At 63.5% G+C, this 12737-nt stretch carries 12 protein-coding genes; 10 read left to right on the top strand and 2 right to left on the bottom strand.

Annotation, left to right across the window (positions count from 1 at the left end; genetic code table 11):
• Positions 1-63: 63 nt before the first annotated feature.
• On the bottom strand, positions 64-1074 hold the full coding sequence (locus VQ045_RS00555) for a TRAP transporter substrate-binding protein (protein ID WP_327622262.1): 1011 nt from the start codon (positions 1072-1074) through the stop codon (positions 64-66).
• 248 nt (positions 1075-1322) lie between these two features.
• Here VQ045_RS00555 and VQ045_RS00550 point away from each other — a divergent pair, with 248 nt between their 5' ends.
• The 4 genes from VQ045_RS00550 to VQ045_RS00535 all read left to right on the top strand — a co-directional run bounded on the left by VQ045_RS00550 (position 1323) and on the right by VQ045_RS00535 (position 4687).
• The gene (locus tag VQ045_RS00550; RefSeq protein WP_331828805.1) at positions 1323-2846 is read left to right on the top strand and encodes a PAS domain S-box protein; all 1524 of its coding nucleotides are present in this window, start codon (positions 1323-1325) and stop codon (positions 2844-2846) included.
• Positions 2839-3483 carry a response regulator FixJ gene (gene fixJ, locus VQ045_RS00545; protein ID WP_327622280.1) on the top strand — a complete coding sequence of 215 codons (645 nt, stop codon included), beginning with the start codon at positions 2839-2841 and terminating at the stop codon, positions 3481-3483. The genes VQ045_RS00550 and fixJ overlap by 8 nt, the downstream gene beginning before the upstream one ends.
• Before the next feature lie 97 nt (positions 3484-3580).
• On the top strand, positions 3581-3937 hold the full coding sequence (locus tag VQ045_RS00540) for a hypothetical protein (protein WP_327622264.1): 357 nt from the start codon (positions 3581-3583) through the stop codon (positions 3935-3937).
• A gap of 93 nt (positions 3938-4030) precedes the next feature.
• Complete coding sequence (locus tag VQ045_RS00535) at positions 4031-4687, top strand: helix-turn-helix domain-containing protein (protein ID WP_331828804.1); 657 nt, start codon at positions 4031-4033, stop codon at positions 4685-4687.
• Between the two features lie 21 nt (positions 4688-4708).
• On the opposite strand, the gene VQ045_RS00530 is transcribed toward VQ045_RS00535, so the two are convergent.
• Positions 4709-4993: a hypothetical protein gene (locus VQ045_RS00530; protein WP_331828803.1), complete on the bottom strand. Its 285-nt coding sequence runs from the start codon at positions 4991-4993 to the stop codon at positions 4709-4711.
• An 81-nt stretch (positions 4994-5074) separates the two neighbouring features.
• On the opposite strand from VQ045_RS00530, the gene VQ045_RS00525 reads away from it, so the two are divergent.
• From VQ045_RS00525 to VQ045_RS00500, 6 genes are all read left to right on the top strand, one after another.
• A complete protein-coding gene (locus VQ045_RS00525; protein WP_327646396.1) occupies positions 5075-5341 on the top strand; it encodes a YgaP family membrane protein in 267 nt (88 codons plus the stop codon).
• Between the two features lie 350 nt (positions 5342-5691).
• On the top strand, positions 5692-6123 hold the full coding sequence (locus VQ045_RS00520; RefSeq protein WP_327646395.1) for a hypothetical protein: 432 nt from the start codon (positions 5692-5694) through the stop codon (positions 6121-6123).
• Positions 6124-6262: 139 nt separating this feature from the next.
• On the top strand, positions 6263-7342 hold the full coding sequence (locus VQ045_RS00515) for a YncE family protein (protein ID WP_327646394.1): 1080 nt from the start codon (positions 6263-6265) through the stop codon (positions 7340-7342).
• Between the two features lie 268 nt (positions 7343-7610).
• The gene (gene dsrO, locus VQ045_RS00510; protein WP_331828802.1) at positions 7611-8513 is read left to right on the top strand and encodes a sulfate reduction electron transfer complex DsrMKJOP subunit DsrO; all 903 of its coding nucleotides are present in this window, start codon (positions 7611-7613) and stop codon (positions 8511-8513) included.
• A complete protein-coding gene (nrfD, locus tag VQ045_RS00505; protein WP_331828801.1) occupies positions 8494-9645 on the top strand; it encodes an NrfD/PsrC family molybdoenzyme membrane anchor subunit in 1152 nt (383 codons plus the stop codon). Before dsrO ends, nrfD begins: the two co-directional genes overlap by 20 nt.
• Positions 9638-12727 (top strand): molybdopterin dinucleotide binding domain-containing protein, encoded by a 3090-nt coding sequence (locus VQ045_RS00500; RefSeq protein WP_331828800.1) that lies wholly within the window; start codon positions 9638-9640, stop codon positions 12725-12727. The genes nrfD and VQ045_RS00500 overlap by 8 nt, the downstream gene beginning before the upstream one ends.
• Positions 12728-12737: the final 10 nt, after the last annotated feature.

Here is a 12737-nt window from a genome sequence, read left to right as displayed (position 1 = left end):
TGGTGGCAGAGTCGCGCCGGAGCGGGCCATGGCTCGCCCCGGCGCAGCTCAACCGATCCGTCGTCACTGCACGTTCTGTATGGCCTTCAGGACGTCTGTCGCGCCGAGTTCGGCGGCATATTCCTCCAACACCGGTTTGGCCGCCTCCAGCATCTTGTCGCGCTCGGTGAACTCGTGGGTCTTGATCCAGCCCTTGTCGACCATCGCCTGCAGCTTCTTGGAATCCTCGCCGCTCTCGATATCGCGCCCGAATTTGCCAGCCTCCGCGCCTGCCCCGTCGATGCATCCCTGCAGTTTCTCCGGCAGCCCCTGATAGGTCTTGTTGGAGATGAACAGCGGACGGATGGTAATCGCATGCTTGGTCAAAGCGAGATCAGGCCCGACCTCGTAGAACTTCATCTGCTCGACGCCGGCCGCTTCGTTCTCGGCGGCGTCGATCACGCCGGTCTGAATCGCGTTATAGACCTCGTTATAGGCAATGACTGTGGGCGCGGCGCCCAGCGCATCGAAAACGCTCGTCCAGATCGGCGCACCCTGCATGCGGATCGGCAAATCCTTGAGCTCCGCCATGTTGGTCACCGGCTTGTTGGCGAAAACATTGCGGGTGCCACCGCCCGCATAGCCGAGGAGACGAATGTCGGCCTTTTCGAGGATGTCGTCGGCGACGGGCTTTAGCAAATCCTGCTCAAGCACCTTGTTCCAGTGTTCCTCGTCGCGAAACAGGAACGGCATGTCCATCAATGGCGCCATGTTCGAGAAGGTCGAGATATGCGCGGGAGACGCCACGGCATAGTCGACCGACAGGCCCTGGTTCATATAGGCGACGTAATCCTTTTCCAGGCCCAATTCGGAGTTCAGGTGCATCTCGAATTCGACCGGCTCGTCGGTATAGCAGGCCTTCACCAGCTCCTCGAACTTGCGCATGGTCTTGGTGAAGGCATGGTTCTCGTCGAACTGACTGGCCCCGACCAGCTTGATCTGGGCGAGAGCCGGAGCCGTAGCACCGAGGGTCGCAACGCCCATGGTGACGACAAGCGCGACGGTGGTTCCTCCAAACAATTTGAAGCTGTTCATTTTTGTCCCTCCCGTTTGACAGCGCCAGGCCAAAAGTCCATTCACCGCCGTTGCTGTTGCAATGCAATATTTTCTCTGCATCGTCTTTTTGCGGTCACTATATCCAAGGGTTTCATGGGGTCAACGTGGATCGTCTTCGCTTCCGTCCCTCGGCTGCCCCACCGAAGATCCGTGCCGCCGCGCTCTCTTGATCCTGTCAGAGTTTACTGTTTTCTGGCCCCGAAATGCTCCAGCAAGGTTCTAAGGCGATGTCCGACCAACCAATGGTGCCACGTAATGCAGCAAAAGGCCCTCTGCTGCGGGCGGTCGGCGCAGTCCGGACGGAAGGGCTTCCGGCTTATGCCCTGGCACTGGTGGCCGTCGTCGCAACGATCGCGCTCGGCATTATGCTGCCGGGCGGTTTCGATGATCCGCCCATCGCCTGGTTCGTGCCAGCGATTCTCTTCGCCTCCATCTCCGGGGGAATCTGGCCAGGTCTGCTCGCGCTTGTCCTCTCCCTGACCGGCTCGCTTTATTTCGGCAGGTCATCGACAGCGCCCGCCGGCGATCTTCTGACCGCCGCCGGCTTTGTGACGGTGGGCGGCGTTGTCGCTCTGACCGGTGCGACGCTGCGCCACGCTGTTGGATTGATCGCGACGACTGAACGCGTCCTCGATGCCCGCGAGATGCACCTGCGTTCGATCCTCGACACGGTCCTTGATGCGACGGTCGTCATCGAGAAAGACGGCACGATCGTATCCTTCAATGCCGCCGCGACACGCCAGTTCGGCTATAGCGTGGATGAGATCGTCGGTCAGAACGTCCGAGTCTTGATGCCTGAACCCTATCGCGGTGAGCATGACGGCTATTTGCAACGCTACCTGACCACGGGCGAAAAGCGGATTATCGGCGTTGATCGCGTCGTGGTCGGACAGCGAAAGGATGGCTCCACCTTTCCCATGAAGCTGGCGGTCGGTGAGATGAGGATGGGCGACTCGATCTTTTTCACCGGGTTCATTCGCGATCTGACGGAGCGCGAGGAGTCGGCGGCGCGGCTGCAGGAAATCCAGGGCGAGATGGCAAGGCTTGGACGCCTCAGCGATCTCGGCGAAATGGCATCGACCCTCGCCCACGAACTCAACCAGCCTCTGTCGGCGATCTCCAACTATGCCCAGGGTTGCACCCGGCTGCTGCGCGATATGGACGACGCGCTGGCGATCCGCATGCGCGAAGCGCTGGAAGAGATTGTCCGACAATCGCTCCGCGCCGGTCAGATCATCCGGCATCTGCGCGAATTCGTAGCGCGCGGGGAAACCGAGAAAACGCCGGAAAATATCCGCGTGCTGGTCGAGGAAGCCGGCGCGCTGGCGCTGGTCGGATCCCGGCAGATGGGTGTCCGGTCGATTTTCGAGTTCAGTCCCGGCGCCGACATGGTCATCGCGGACAAGATTCAGGTGCAACAGGTGCTGGTGAATCTCATGCGCAATGCGATGGAAGCCATGCGCGGCAGCGAAGTGCAGGAGCTTTTCATCCGAACGGCTTCCAACGGACGCGGCGATGTTGTGGTTGAGGTCGCCGACACGGGAACCGGAATCACCGACGAGATCGCGGCCGGGTTGTTCAAACCCTTCGTCACGTCGAAGCCCAACGGCATGGGCGTCGGCCTCGCCATCTCCAAGCGCATCGTGGAGGCCCATGGCGGCAACATATCGGCGAGTGGTAACGACAAGGGCGGCGCCACATTCCGCTTTACGCTGCCGGCGATGAAGGAGGTCTCGAATGGAGATCGGTGACTATACGGTCCACATCGTCGACGACGAGGAGGCGGTGAGAAAGTCGCTCTCCTTCCTGCTGACCACGGTCGGCTTCACTGTGCGCGTGCACGGCTCGGCGACGGCCTTACTAGCCGCCGCGCCCGGACTTGGGAAAAGCTGCCTGGTGACCGATCTGCGCATGCCGGATATGAGCGGCGTCGACTTGCTGCATCGTCTGAAGGACGCGCAAGCACTGATGCCGGCGATCGTCGTCACCGGCCATGGCGACGTGCCGATGGCGGTGGAAGCCATGAAGGCCGGTGCGCTCGATTTCATCGAAAAGCCGTTTGAGGATGAGGTGCTGATCGCGGCGATTCATCGCGCCGCCGCCGAGCTCGAGCAACGACTCGACGGCGTCGATGTTCAGGCGATCCAAGCCAGGATCACGACATTGACCGAACGCGAATCTGAGGTCCTGTCTGGCGTTGTGAGAGGGCTTCCCAACAAATCCGTCGCCTTCGACCTCAATATCAGCCCGCGCACGGTCGAGGTTCACCGCGCCAATATCATGGCGAAGATGCAGGCTGGCAGCCTTGCCGAACTTGTCCGCATGGCACTGCTGGTGGACATGGGTGGTGAGCGGACGGCGACGAGCGCACGGGACCGGTCAAATTGATCTGACGCAAGGCGCGGCCTCTCCAAGAACGATAGTGCACCAACAAGGGTCGGGCATTGCCCGGCTCGCGACGCATATGTCCGGAGCACCCCGTATCGTGGAGACAATCGGCCTGATTCTTGTCGTGGCGCCCGACCGTGATTTTCGCAAATCGCTCGAATTCGCGCTCGAAGCGGAAATGTACGAGGTGGATTCGCATGCCGGACTCACCTCGGCTCTCGCATCGCCGCGCGTCAGATGGTTGGACTGCGCGATCGTCGACGAAAAAGCGGTGCGCGATCACACCTCCGAATGGGATGCGCTCGAACGCCTCGGCGCGCCGGTCATTTTTCTGATGGATAAGCGGCCCCCTCCGACCGACTTTGCCCAACTGACAATTCTGACCAAGCCATTTCTGGGCAACGCTTTGATTCAAAAGCTTGAAAACATTGCCGGAAGTCCGGCAACGCGTTGAGGCTACGTAATTCCCCTAAGGACATAACCGAATTTCGGGCGATCATGATCGGCGCCATTGTTTCCCCCACCAGAACGGAAAAGGGGAATAACGATGCTCGCTTCCACAGTCGCCCAGTCGCCCTTGCGGTCGCATCCCTTCACGATCGATCACCCGGCGTTTCCACCGGCTGCCGCATCGCCCCGCCCGCAGATCGTCAGCTTCTTCCAGGCGGGCGCGGAAATTTACGCCGCGGGCGATCCGGCCGGCAATCTCTACCGGGTCGAGTTCGGCGCGGTTCGCGTCTATCGCTTGCTGGCCGATGGCCGCCGGCAGATCATCGCATTCCATCTGGCTGGCGAAACGTTCGGCTTCGAAGCCGGCGTGGAGCGAGAATTCTTTGCCGAGGCGATCAATGCCATCGGGATCTGCCGGCGTCCTCTTTCGACCATCGATGGTGTCGATCCAGACATACTGTCTTTGGCGTTGCAGAGCCTGAGAACGACTCAACGGTATCTTTTGGTGCTCGCTCGGCACTCCGCCTTCGAACGCGTTGCGAGCTTCCTCGCTGAGATGGTCGAGCGGCAGGGCGACCTCGAGCACGTCCATCTGCCGATGTCGCGAATGGATATCGCGGACCATCTCGGCCTGACCATCGAGACGGTATCGCGGACGTTCACCAGGCTCAAGGAACAGCGGCTCATCGAGCTGGTCGATTCACGCGATATCCGCATTCTGCGACGACGGGCTCTTCTGGAGATCGGTGCATGACGATATGCGCTCGCGATCGCGTTAAGCGCGGTCTTCTAGAAATCCGGGACGAGATTGGCCGCCACTCGAATGCGGATGATCATCGACAACTTCACTGATCCAGATCAATGTCGCGTCGGTTTCGCCCTGCGAATGTGCACCATCGACCGATGAGGCGAACGCGATGACCCGACAGATCAATCCGCAATCCGGGCAACCGTCAAAGCCGGGCAAGGCCCACGCGCGGCCTTCGCGATCGGGCCGGTTCATACCCGCGACAGGCAAGCCGGACGCGTCCGGAAAACGGTATCTGTAGGTGCCGATCAACGAAATCTGATCAATCGGCGGGCGCCGTACCCGATGGCACAATGGGCTCGCCCGACCTCAACCCAAGCAGGAGGTCTTTCCATGTTCAGTACCGCCAATGTCGGCGCCGCCGACCGTGTTATCCGAATCCTTTTCGGCATTGCGCTCGCCACCTATGCCTATGCGTCGCTGGTATCGCCTTGGTCGTGGGTGGCCTATGCCGTCGCCGCGATCCTCGTCCTCACTGCGCTCATCCGGTTCTGTCCCGCCTACGCCCTGTTCGGCGCCAGCACCTGCAGTCGGTCCGCCACCGGAAATGCCGCAAAGACCTCGGCGCCTCCCTCGGACCGCCCGTCGAGCCGGCTATGATCCGTTTGCCTTGAGGGCCTTCACCGCGGCCTTCGGCGACCGCGCGACGCCGGGCGAACCCGCCGCGATTTACCGGCCTCTTTGCGGCGGCGCGAATTCCTCCGCCGTCAGCGTCTCCCGGGTGAGCAACGTCAGGGAGAGTCCGAGCGGCGTTGTCTTGCCTTTCGGCGATGCCGGAATTGACTGGCAGACGGCGGGGGAGAAATAGTGAGCCGACACAAACACAAGGCGACCATACCGGTGCGCAAGGGCAATCCGAAGGACTTCAAAGGCGCGCTCAGCCTGCTGGAAGACGGCGCTTGACGCGCATCACGCCCCAAGGGAACCCGTGGGGGAAAGGTGAACTACGGATGGTCACAGCACGGTCGGGACAGCACCGGCGTCCGGTTCTGACGCAGTACGCGCGTCGACCGGCGTTCAGCCTGTTTGTCGGCGTTCTCGCCGTCCTCGCCCTGGTGCTCTCGGGCCTCGGTCACGGAGCCGCAGCCGGACCGATGGCCATGACCGAATGCGGCTGGTCGGCCGTCCAGGCGAACGCACCCACCGGAGATGAGACGGGTCGCTGTTTCCTGAACGCGGCCGCCATAGATGGCGAGGCCGATGCCGGGCAAGCCCTTCTCCCCGCCGCCGCGTGCCCTCAGCACGCGCCATGCGTGCATTTCTTCGTCGCGCCGGAGCGCCCGCTGCTGCGAGCGCAAGGATCGAACCGGGTGATCGCCACGGTCTCCGACCCGCTCCGGGAACGGACGGAAAGCCCGCCTCACCACCCCCCGATCAGCTGATTTTTACGGACGGCCGGCGTCCATCGCGGCTCCCTGTCGCGACGCCGCCTTGCGATGCAGCCCCCGGCAGTGCTGGGGTTTGCGCCGCGCCGGCCGTTCTCGTCGCAAATGCTGAATCCCTAAAAAACTGGAGACAATGATGAGAACCCACCGACGCTTCCTCCACTCCGCCGCACCGATCGCCCTGGCGATGGTGCTCTTTGGCCTCGATTCCGTCCATGCGGAGCCGTTGGTCTACATACCGCTCGGCGAGGAGAACCAGATTCTGGCCATCGACGCGGCGACGGACGCCGAGGTCGACCGTATCTCCGGAACCGAGGCGGTGCATGGGCTGGCCGGAACCCCGGACGGGCGCCTGCTGATCGCCGGAAGCCTCTCCGCTCGTTCGGCGGGAGAGGCGCCCGCAAAGCCTGTCGGCGTCTCCGAGGAGGACCATGAGGCGCACCACGGGATGTCGGAGAAGACCTCCGCGAAACCGTCCGACGAGCTCGTCAGCACGGTTTCGATCATCGACCGCAAAAGCGGCGAGATCCTGCGCAAGGTCGACGTGCCGGGCGCCGTGCATCACGTCACGGTCAGCCCGGACGGACGCTTCGCCGTGGTGACGCTGATCAACGCCGACGCTGTCTCGGTGATCGGGCTCGAGGACTTCGAACTGATCACGACGGTAAAGACCGCGGCGACGCCGAACTACGCCATCTTCAGCAAGGATGGCGAGGCGCTGTTCGTCGGCAATGCCGGCGCCGGCACCGTCAGCCGCATCGCCGTCGATGGCTGGACGGCGGGGCCGACGGTCGCCACCGGCGCCAATCCCGGGCACCTGGTGATGGCCGCGGACGAAAGCGCCCTGTACGTCACCAATGACGGCGACGGCACGGTCAGCGAGATCGACCCTGAGACGATGACGGTTCGCCGCAGCTTCGAGATGGGCGGAATGCTGCACGGCCTCGATTTGTCAGAGGACGGCAAGACGCTGTTCGCCGCAGTGCGGGAGACTGGCCGGATCGGCCGGGTCGATCTCGACAGCGGCGAGGTCAGCTTCGCCGAGTTGGCGCCGGCGCCCTACCACCTGAGAACGATCCCAGGAACAGGCAAGATCTATGTCAGCAGCGCCGAGGAGCCCAAGGTCTGGGTGCTGGACGTCAATGACCTGAGCACGATCAGTGAGGTGAAAGTCGAGGGCACAGCCCATCAGATGGTGATCGTCCCTTCGAGTTGAGCGGACGTCCCGCTTCCACGACAAGCAAAATGGGAAGGGCGGCCCGTCAGCCGCCCTTCCACCTGTGGCACGCCGGATTGGAAGGAGTGGACACTTCGTCCAGATCGGCTCGGCCCGCGAGATGCCGATTTCGGCGCCGCACAATTCGATCATGTATGTTGCCGGATGAGATTTCGCGTCGGCCACAACGCCGCTATCCACATGGTTTTTAAAAAAAATATTAAGGTTTTCGTTACCGCTGGGGTGACTCGCTCGCGGCTGAACACCCTTGGCGCAAGGGGCCGCATTTCGCTTGATCCAGGTCAAAGCGTGCGTCGCAACATCGGAGCACCAACGGTCTGACGAAAGTCGTCGAACAGCGTCGGCGAATCGCGATCAGAACGGAGGCATCATGGACAACGCCCGCCGACTTTTTCTAGGGCAGATCGCGCGAATCAGCGCTGGCGCGGCATTCGTGCCGTTTGCCGGCGTGGCCAACGCTGCGATCAACGAACAGCCCCCGCGCCGCGGCGGCGACCCCGCCAAGCGCTACGCCATGCTGATCGACCTGCGCCGCTGCATCGGCTGCCAAGCCTGCACCGTATCGTGCCACATCGAAAACGAAGCGCCTTTGGGCAAGTTCCGCACGATCGTCTCGCAATACGAGGTCGAAAGCGTCGACACCGGCGAGTTGGCCCAATTCATGTTGCCGCGCCTGTGCAACCATTGCGACAACCCGCCCTGCGTGCCGGTATGCCCGGTTCAGGCCACGTACCAACGTGAGGACGGCATCGTCGTCGTCGACAGCGACCGCTGCGTGGGTTGCGCCTACTGCGTGCAGGCTTGCCCGTATGACGCAAGGTTCATCAACGAGCGGACCCAGACCGCCGACAAATGCACGTTCTGCGCTCATCGACTGGAGGCCGGGCTGTTGCCGGCCTGTGTCGAATCCTGCGTGGGGGGTGCGCGGATCATCGGCGACCTGAACGATTCGAACAGCCAGATTTCCAAGATGATCGAGGCGCATCGAGACGAACTGATGGTGCTTCAGCCGGAGAAGAACACGCGGCCGCATGTCTTCTATCTCGGCATGGACGAGCGGTTCGTCGACCGGCCCCAGGCCGTTCCGGGACTTTGGGATGTGCGCGGCGAGGAAGGACAGGAGTTGGGTTATGAATTCGCTGAGCATTGAGCTGATCGCCCCGCGCTATGGCATCGCCTGGTATCCTTGGGCCGTGCAGTATTTTTTCCTGATCGCGCTGTCCTACGGCGCGCTCTGGCTGACCGTGCCCGGCCTGATCTTCGGCAGCGATCGCTGGAAGCCGACGGCGCGGCTGGCGTTGCTGGCGGCGATGTCCACCGCCGTGGTCGCGCCTGTCTCGCTTCTGGCAGACCTGCACCAACCGCTCCGTTTCTGGCATTTCTACGCCTATCCGACGCCGTGGTCCTGGATGTCGCTGGGCAGCCTGTTCCTGCCGCTTTATGTCGGCTTGGTGGTGGTCTTGGCCTGGCTGGTCTGGCGCGAGCCGCTGAAAGCCTGGGCCAACGCGCCCGGACTGCAGGGCACCGTCGGACGCATCGCGCCGCTGGGCGGCTGGAAGAGTCCGCACTGGCTAATCGTTCTGACCGGGCTGGCCGCGATCGTCATGTCGCTGGCGGTCATGCTTTATACCGGGGCCGAGGTCGCGGTGCTCAAGGGCCGGCCGCTGTGGCACACGGAATATCTGCCGGCGATGTTCCTCCTGACCGGGGTCATCGGCGCCGCGGGTCTGGTGCTGGTCCTCAATCGCTTTTCCGGTCTGCGCTATCTGACCGGCGGCAATCAGATGCTGGCCGTGATCCTCGGCACAACCGTTCTGGCGGGCCTCGCCGCGGCCGGATGGTTTGCCCAAGGTCTCATGCTGAACGAAGGGTCGGTGGCAGCGGCGCTCGAGTCGGTCCGCCTGAATCCCGAATGGCGAGGCGTCGCTTTCTGGGCCGCGGGCGCCGGCGTCCTGCTGTTCCTCAGCGCCGGCCTGATGGTGGTCATACGGCCGCTGCGCGGCTTTCGCTGGATCGTCGGCCTCCTGGCGCTTCATGTCGCCTGGATGTTCCGCTGGACCGTGTTGATGGATGTGCAGACCGTGGCGCGAAACAGCGCCGGATACAACGACTACAGCATCTCGCTCGGGTCGCAGGGCCTTCTGGGCATCGTCGGCACCTTCGGCCTTTGGCTGGCCGTCGTCCTGATCATCAATCTTTTCGTGCCCTGGCGCGCCGCCCTCGGCGGCCACGCACAGGCACCCGGGATCTCGGGCATCGAAGGAGAGCCAAGCTATGGATAAGACACGTCGCAGACTGCTTCAGGGCGCCGTCGCCGCCGGAGGCGCGGCCACCTTCGCCGCAGGCTATGCCGAACCGCTGGAAAAGATGGCCGCCGGGCTGTCGGGCAGCGCCGGCGAAAAGCCCAAGCATCCGATCTTCGGCAATGCGCCGGTACCGGAATATCGCGTCGATCTCGACACCGGAGAGCTCACCCCCAACCCGGACCAGCGCATGGCCTTCACGGTCTGCTACGGTTGCACGACAAAGTGCGGCGTTCGCGTCCGGATTGACAACAAGACCGGCCAGGTTCTGCGCGTGACCGGCAACCCGTACAATCCGCTCTCGGCGGATCAGCACCTGGACCACGCCACACCGGTCAAGGAGGCGCTGCGCAGCGTCAGCGCCTGGCAGGACCAGGGACAGGAAAACCGCTCGACGGCCTGCGCGCGTGGCAATGCGATGATCGCCCAGATCACCAGCCCGCACCGCGTGGCCCACTGCCTGAAACGCACCGGGCCGCGCGGCAGCGGCCAGTGGACGCAAGTCCCCTTCGAGCAGGTGATCGAGGAGATCTGCGAGGGCGGCGATCTGTTCGGCGAAGGTCCGGTGGAGGGCCTGCGCGCGATCAACGACTACGAGACGCCGATCGATCCGGACAATCCCGAATACGGGCCGAAGACCAACCAGCTTCTGGTGATGGAGGCGACGGATTACGGCCGTTCGGCTCTGCTCAAGCGATTCGTGTTCAACGCTTTCGGCACCCGCAATTACGGCCATCACGGATCCTATTGCGGACTGGCGTTCCGAATGGGTTCGGGCGCGGTCATGAACGACATGAAGAAGTACGCGCACACGAAGCCGGACTTCGCCAGCGCCACTTTCGGCCTGTTCATCGGCACAGCACCCAGCCAGGCGGGCAACCCGTTCAAGCGGCAGGGACGACTGATCGCCGAAGCCAGGGCGCGCGGCAATCTGGACTATGTCGTGGTCGACCCGGCGTTGAATGCCTCGGTTACCAAATCGGCAGGAGCGTCATCGAACTGGGTTCCAGTCCGGCCCGGCACCGATACCGCATTGGCGATGGCACTGATTCGCTGGCTGCTGGAGAACGACGGCTATGCCGCCGATTTCCTGGCCCTGCCGTCGGGCAAGGCGGCAAAGGCGGCTGGCGAGGTGGGTCACACCAACGCGACCCATCTGGTGATCGTCGAGGACGGGCATGCGCGGCAGGGACACTTCCTGCGCCGCTCCGACCTTGGACAGGCCGAAGCGGGGGCCGACGATGACGCGGCGATGGTCATGGCCGACGATGGCCTTGTGTCGTCCGATGCGGCCGGCAAGGCGAGCCTTTTCGTGTCGGCTCGGGTCGATTTTCCCGATGGCGCGACGGTCGCGGTGAAAAGTAGCCTCGCCTTGCTGCTCGAATCCGCCCAGGAGCGTTCGCTGGCCGACTATGCCGCCGAGTGCGGCATCCCCGAAGCGCGGATCGTCGACATCGCGGAGCGGTTCAAGGCGGCGGGCCGCCGTGCGGTCTCGGACAGCCATGGCGGCATGATGTCGAGCACCGGATTCTACGCCACCTTCGGCGTGCAAATGCTGAATCTGCTGGCCGGGTCGATAAACCACACCGGCGGCTCCGCCCAAGGCGGCGGCAGTTTCAACGGCATGGGCAAGGGTCCGCGCTATGATCTGAAAACCTTCCCCGGCATGCGCAAGCCGAAGGGGCTCTTCCTCTCCCGCTCGGGGTTTCCCTACGAGAAATCATCGGAATACAAGCGCAAGGTCGCGGCCGGCGAGAACCCCTATCCAGCAACGGCGCCTTGGCGGTCGCTTGCGCCACCGACGCTGACCGAGCACCTGTCCTCCGCGCTCGACGGCTATCCCTATCCGATCAAGGCGCTGATCGGGTGCATGGCCAACCCGATCTACGGTCAGGCCGGGTTGCACACCCTGATCGAGGAGAAGCTCGCCGACCCCAAGAAACTCGGTTTGTACGTAGCAGTGGACGGCTTCATCAACGAGACCAACCTGTATGCCGACTACATCGTGCCGGATTCGGTGATGTACGAGGTCTGGGGGTTTACCGGGGCATGGTCGGGCAACCTGACCAAGATGACCACGGCCTGTTGGCCGGTGGTCGAGCCGCGCCAGCAGAAAACGGAGGGCGGCCAACCGGTGAGCATGGAGACGTTCTTCATTGCCACGGCGAAACAGCTGGGGCTGACCGGTTTCGGCGCGGAGGCGATCCCAGCGGCCGACGGAACCATGCTGCCTCTCGAAACCGCCGAGGATTTCTTCCTGCGGGCCGGTGCCAACATCGCCTATCAGGGCGATCGGCTGCCGGACGCGAGCGAGGAGGATGTGGCGTTGAGCGGGCTGGACCTGCTGCTGCCCAAGATCGACGCTGTGCTTCCCGAGGAAGAGCGCGGCGCCGTCACCTATCTCTATTCCCGGGGCGGCCGCTTCCAGCCTTACAAGGCCGCGCATGATGGCGAGAACCTGGGCAATCCGTGGGAACGCACGCTCTGCATCTACAATGAAGATGTGGGCACCGCGATCGACAGCCAGACTGGCCAGCGGCACCGGGGCGTGCCCCAGTTCCGGCAGGCCGAACTGGCCGACGGCAGCCCCATGCGCGAGGTCTATAGCGAGGACGATTGGCCCTTGCTGGCGTTCTCCTACAAGTCGAACCTGATGAACCCTTACGCCATCGGGCTGGAACGGCTGCGGATGATCAAGCCGTACAACCCGATCCTGATGCATCGCGACGATGCCGCCCGGCTGGGGATCAGCCACGGCGACACCATCCGCATCGAAAGCCCCGGGGGCACGGTGACAGGCCTCGCGCTGGTCGGCGACGGGGTCATGCGCGGTTGCCTGGGCATCGAGCACGGCTTCGGCCACCGCGAGCTGGGCGCCGGCACCCATGTCATCGACGGACAGGAGCGTCCGGGCAACGAGTGGATCGGAGCCGGAGTAAACCTCAACGACCTAGGCTTCGCCGATCCGACGCGCCGCGTCGCCGGTACATGGCTGGAGCCGATCAGCGGCGCCAGCGTGCGCCAGGGCCTGCCCGTGAGGGTCAGCCGGGCGATGGCCTGAGGCAGGCGTG

The organism is Aurantimonas sp. E1-2-R+4, assembly GCF_036549515.1.
GTDB classification, from domain to species: Bacteria; Pseudomonadota; Alphaproteobacteria; order Rhizobiales; family Rhizobiaceae; genus Aurantimonas; species Aurantimonas coralicida_A.
Note: the sequence above shows the minus strand (reverse complement) of the source record. Positions and strands in the feature narration are given on the sequence as shown.

Bases quoted from the DNA above. Each gene is read 5' to 3' on its own strand.
- VQ045_RS00555 (WP_327622262.1), bottom strand. From the start codon at position 1,074: ATGAACAGCTTCAAATTGTTTGGAGGAACCACCGTCGCGCTTGTCGTC.
- VQ045_RS00550 (WP_331828805.1), top strand. From the start codon at position 1,323: ATGTCCGACCAACCAATGGTGCCACGTAATGCAGCAAAAGGCCCTCTG.
- VQ045_RS00535 (WP_331828804.1), top strand. From the start codon at position 4,031: ATGCTCGCTTCCACAGTCGCCCAGTCGCCCTTGCGGTCGCATCCCTTC.
- VQ045_RS00525 (WP_327646396.1), top strand. From the start codon at position 5,075: ATGTTCAGTACCGCCAATGTCGGCGCCGCCGACCGTGTTATCCGAATC.
- VQ045_RS00520 (WP_327646395.1), top strand. From the start codon at position 5,692: ATGGTCACAGCACGGTCGGGACAGCACCGGCGTCCGGTTCTGACGCAG.
- VQ045_RS00515 (WP_327646394.1), top strand. From the start codon at position 6,263: ATGAGAACCCACCGACGCTTCCTCCACTCCGCCGCACCGATCGCCCTG.
- nrfD (WP_331828801.1), top strand. From the start codon at position 8,494: ATGAATTCGCTGAGCATTGAGCTGATCGCCCCGCGCTATGGCATCGCC.
- VQ045_RS00500 (WP_331828800.1), top strand. From the start codon at position 9,638: ATGGATAAGACACGTCGCAGACTGCTTCAGGGCGCCGTCGCCGCCGGA.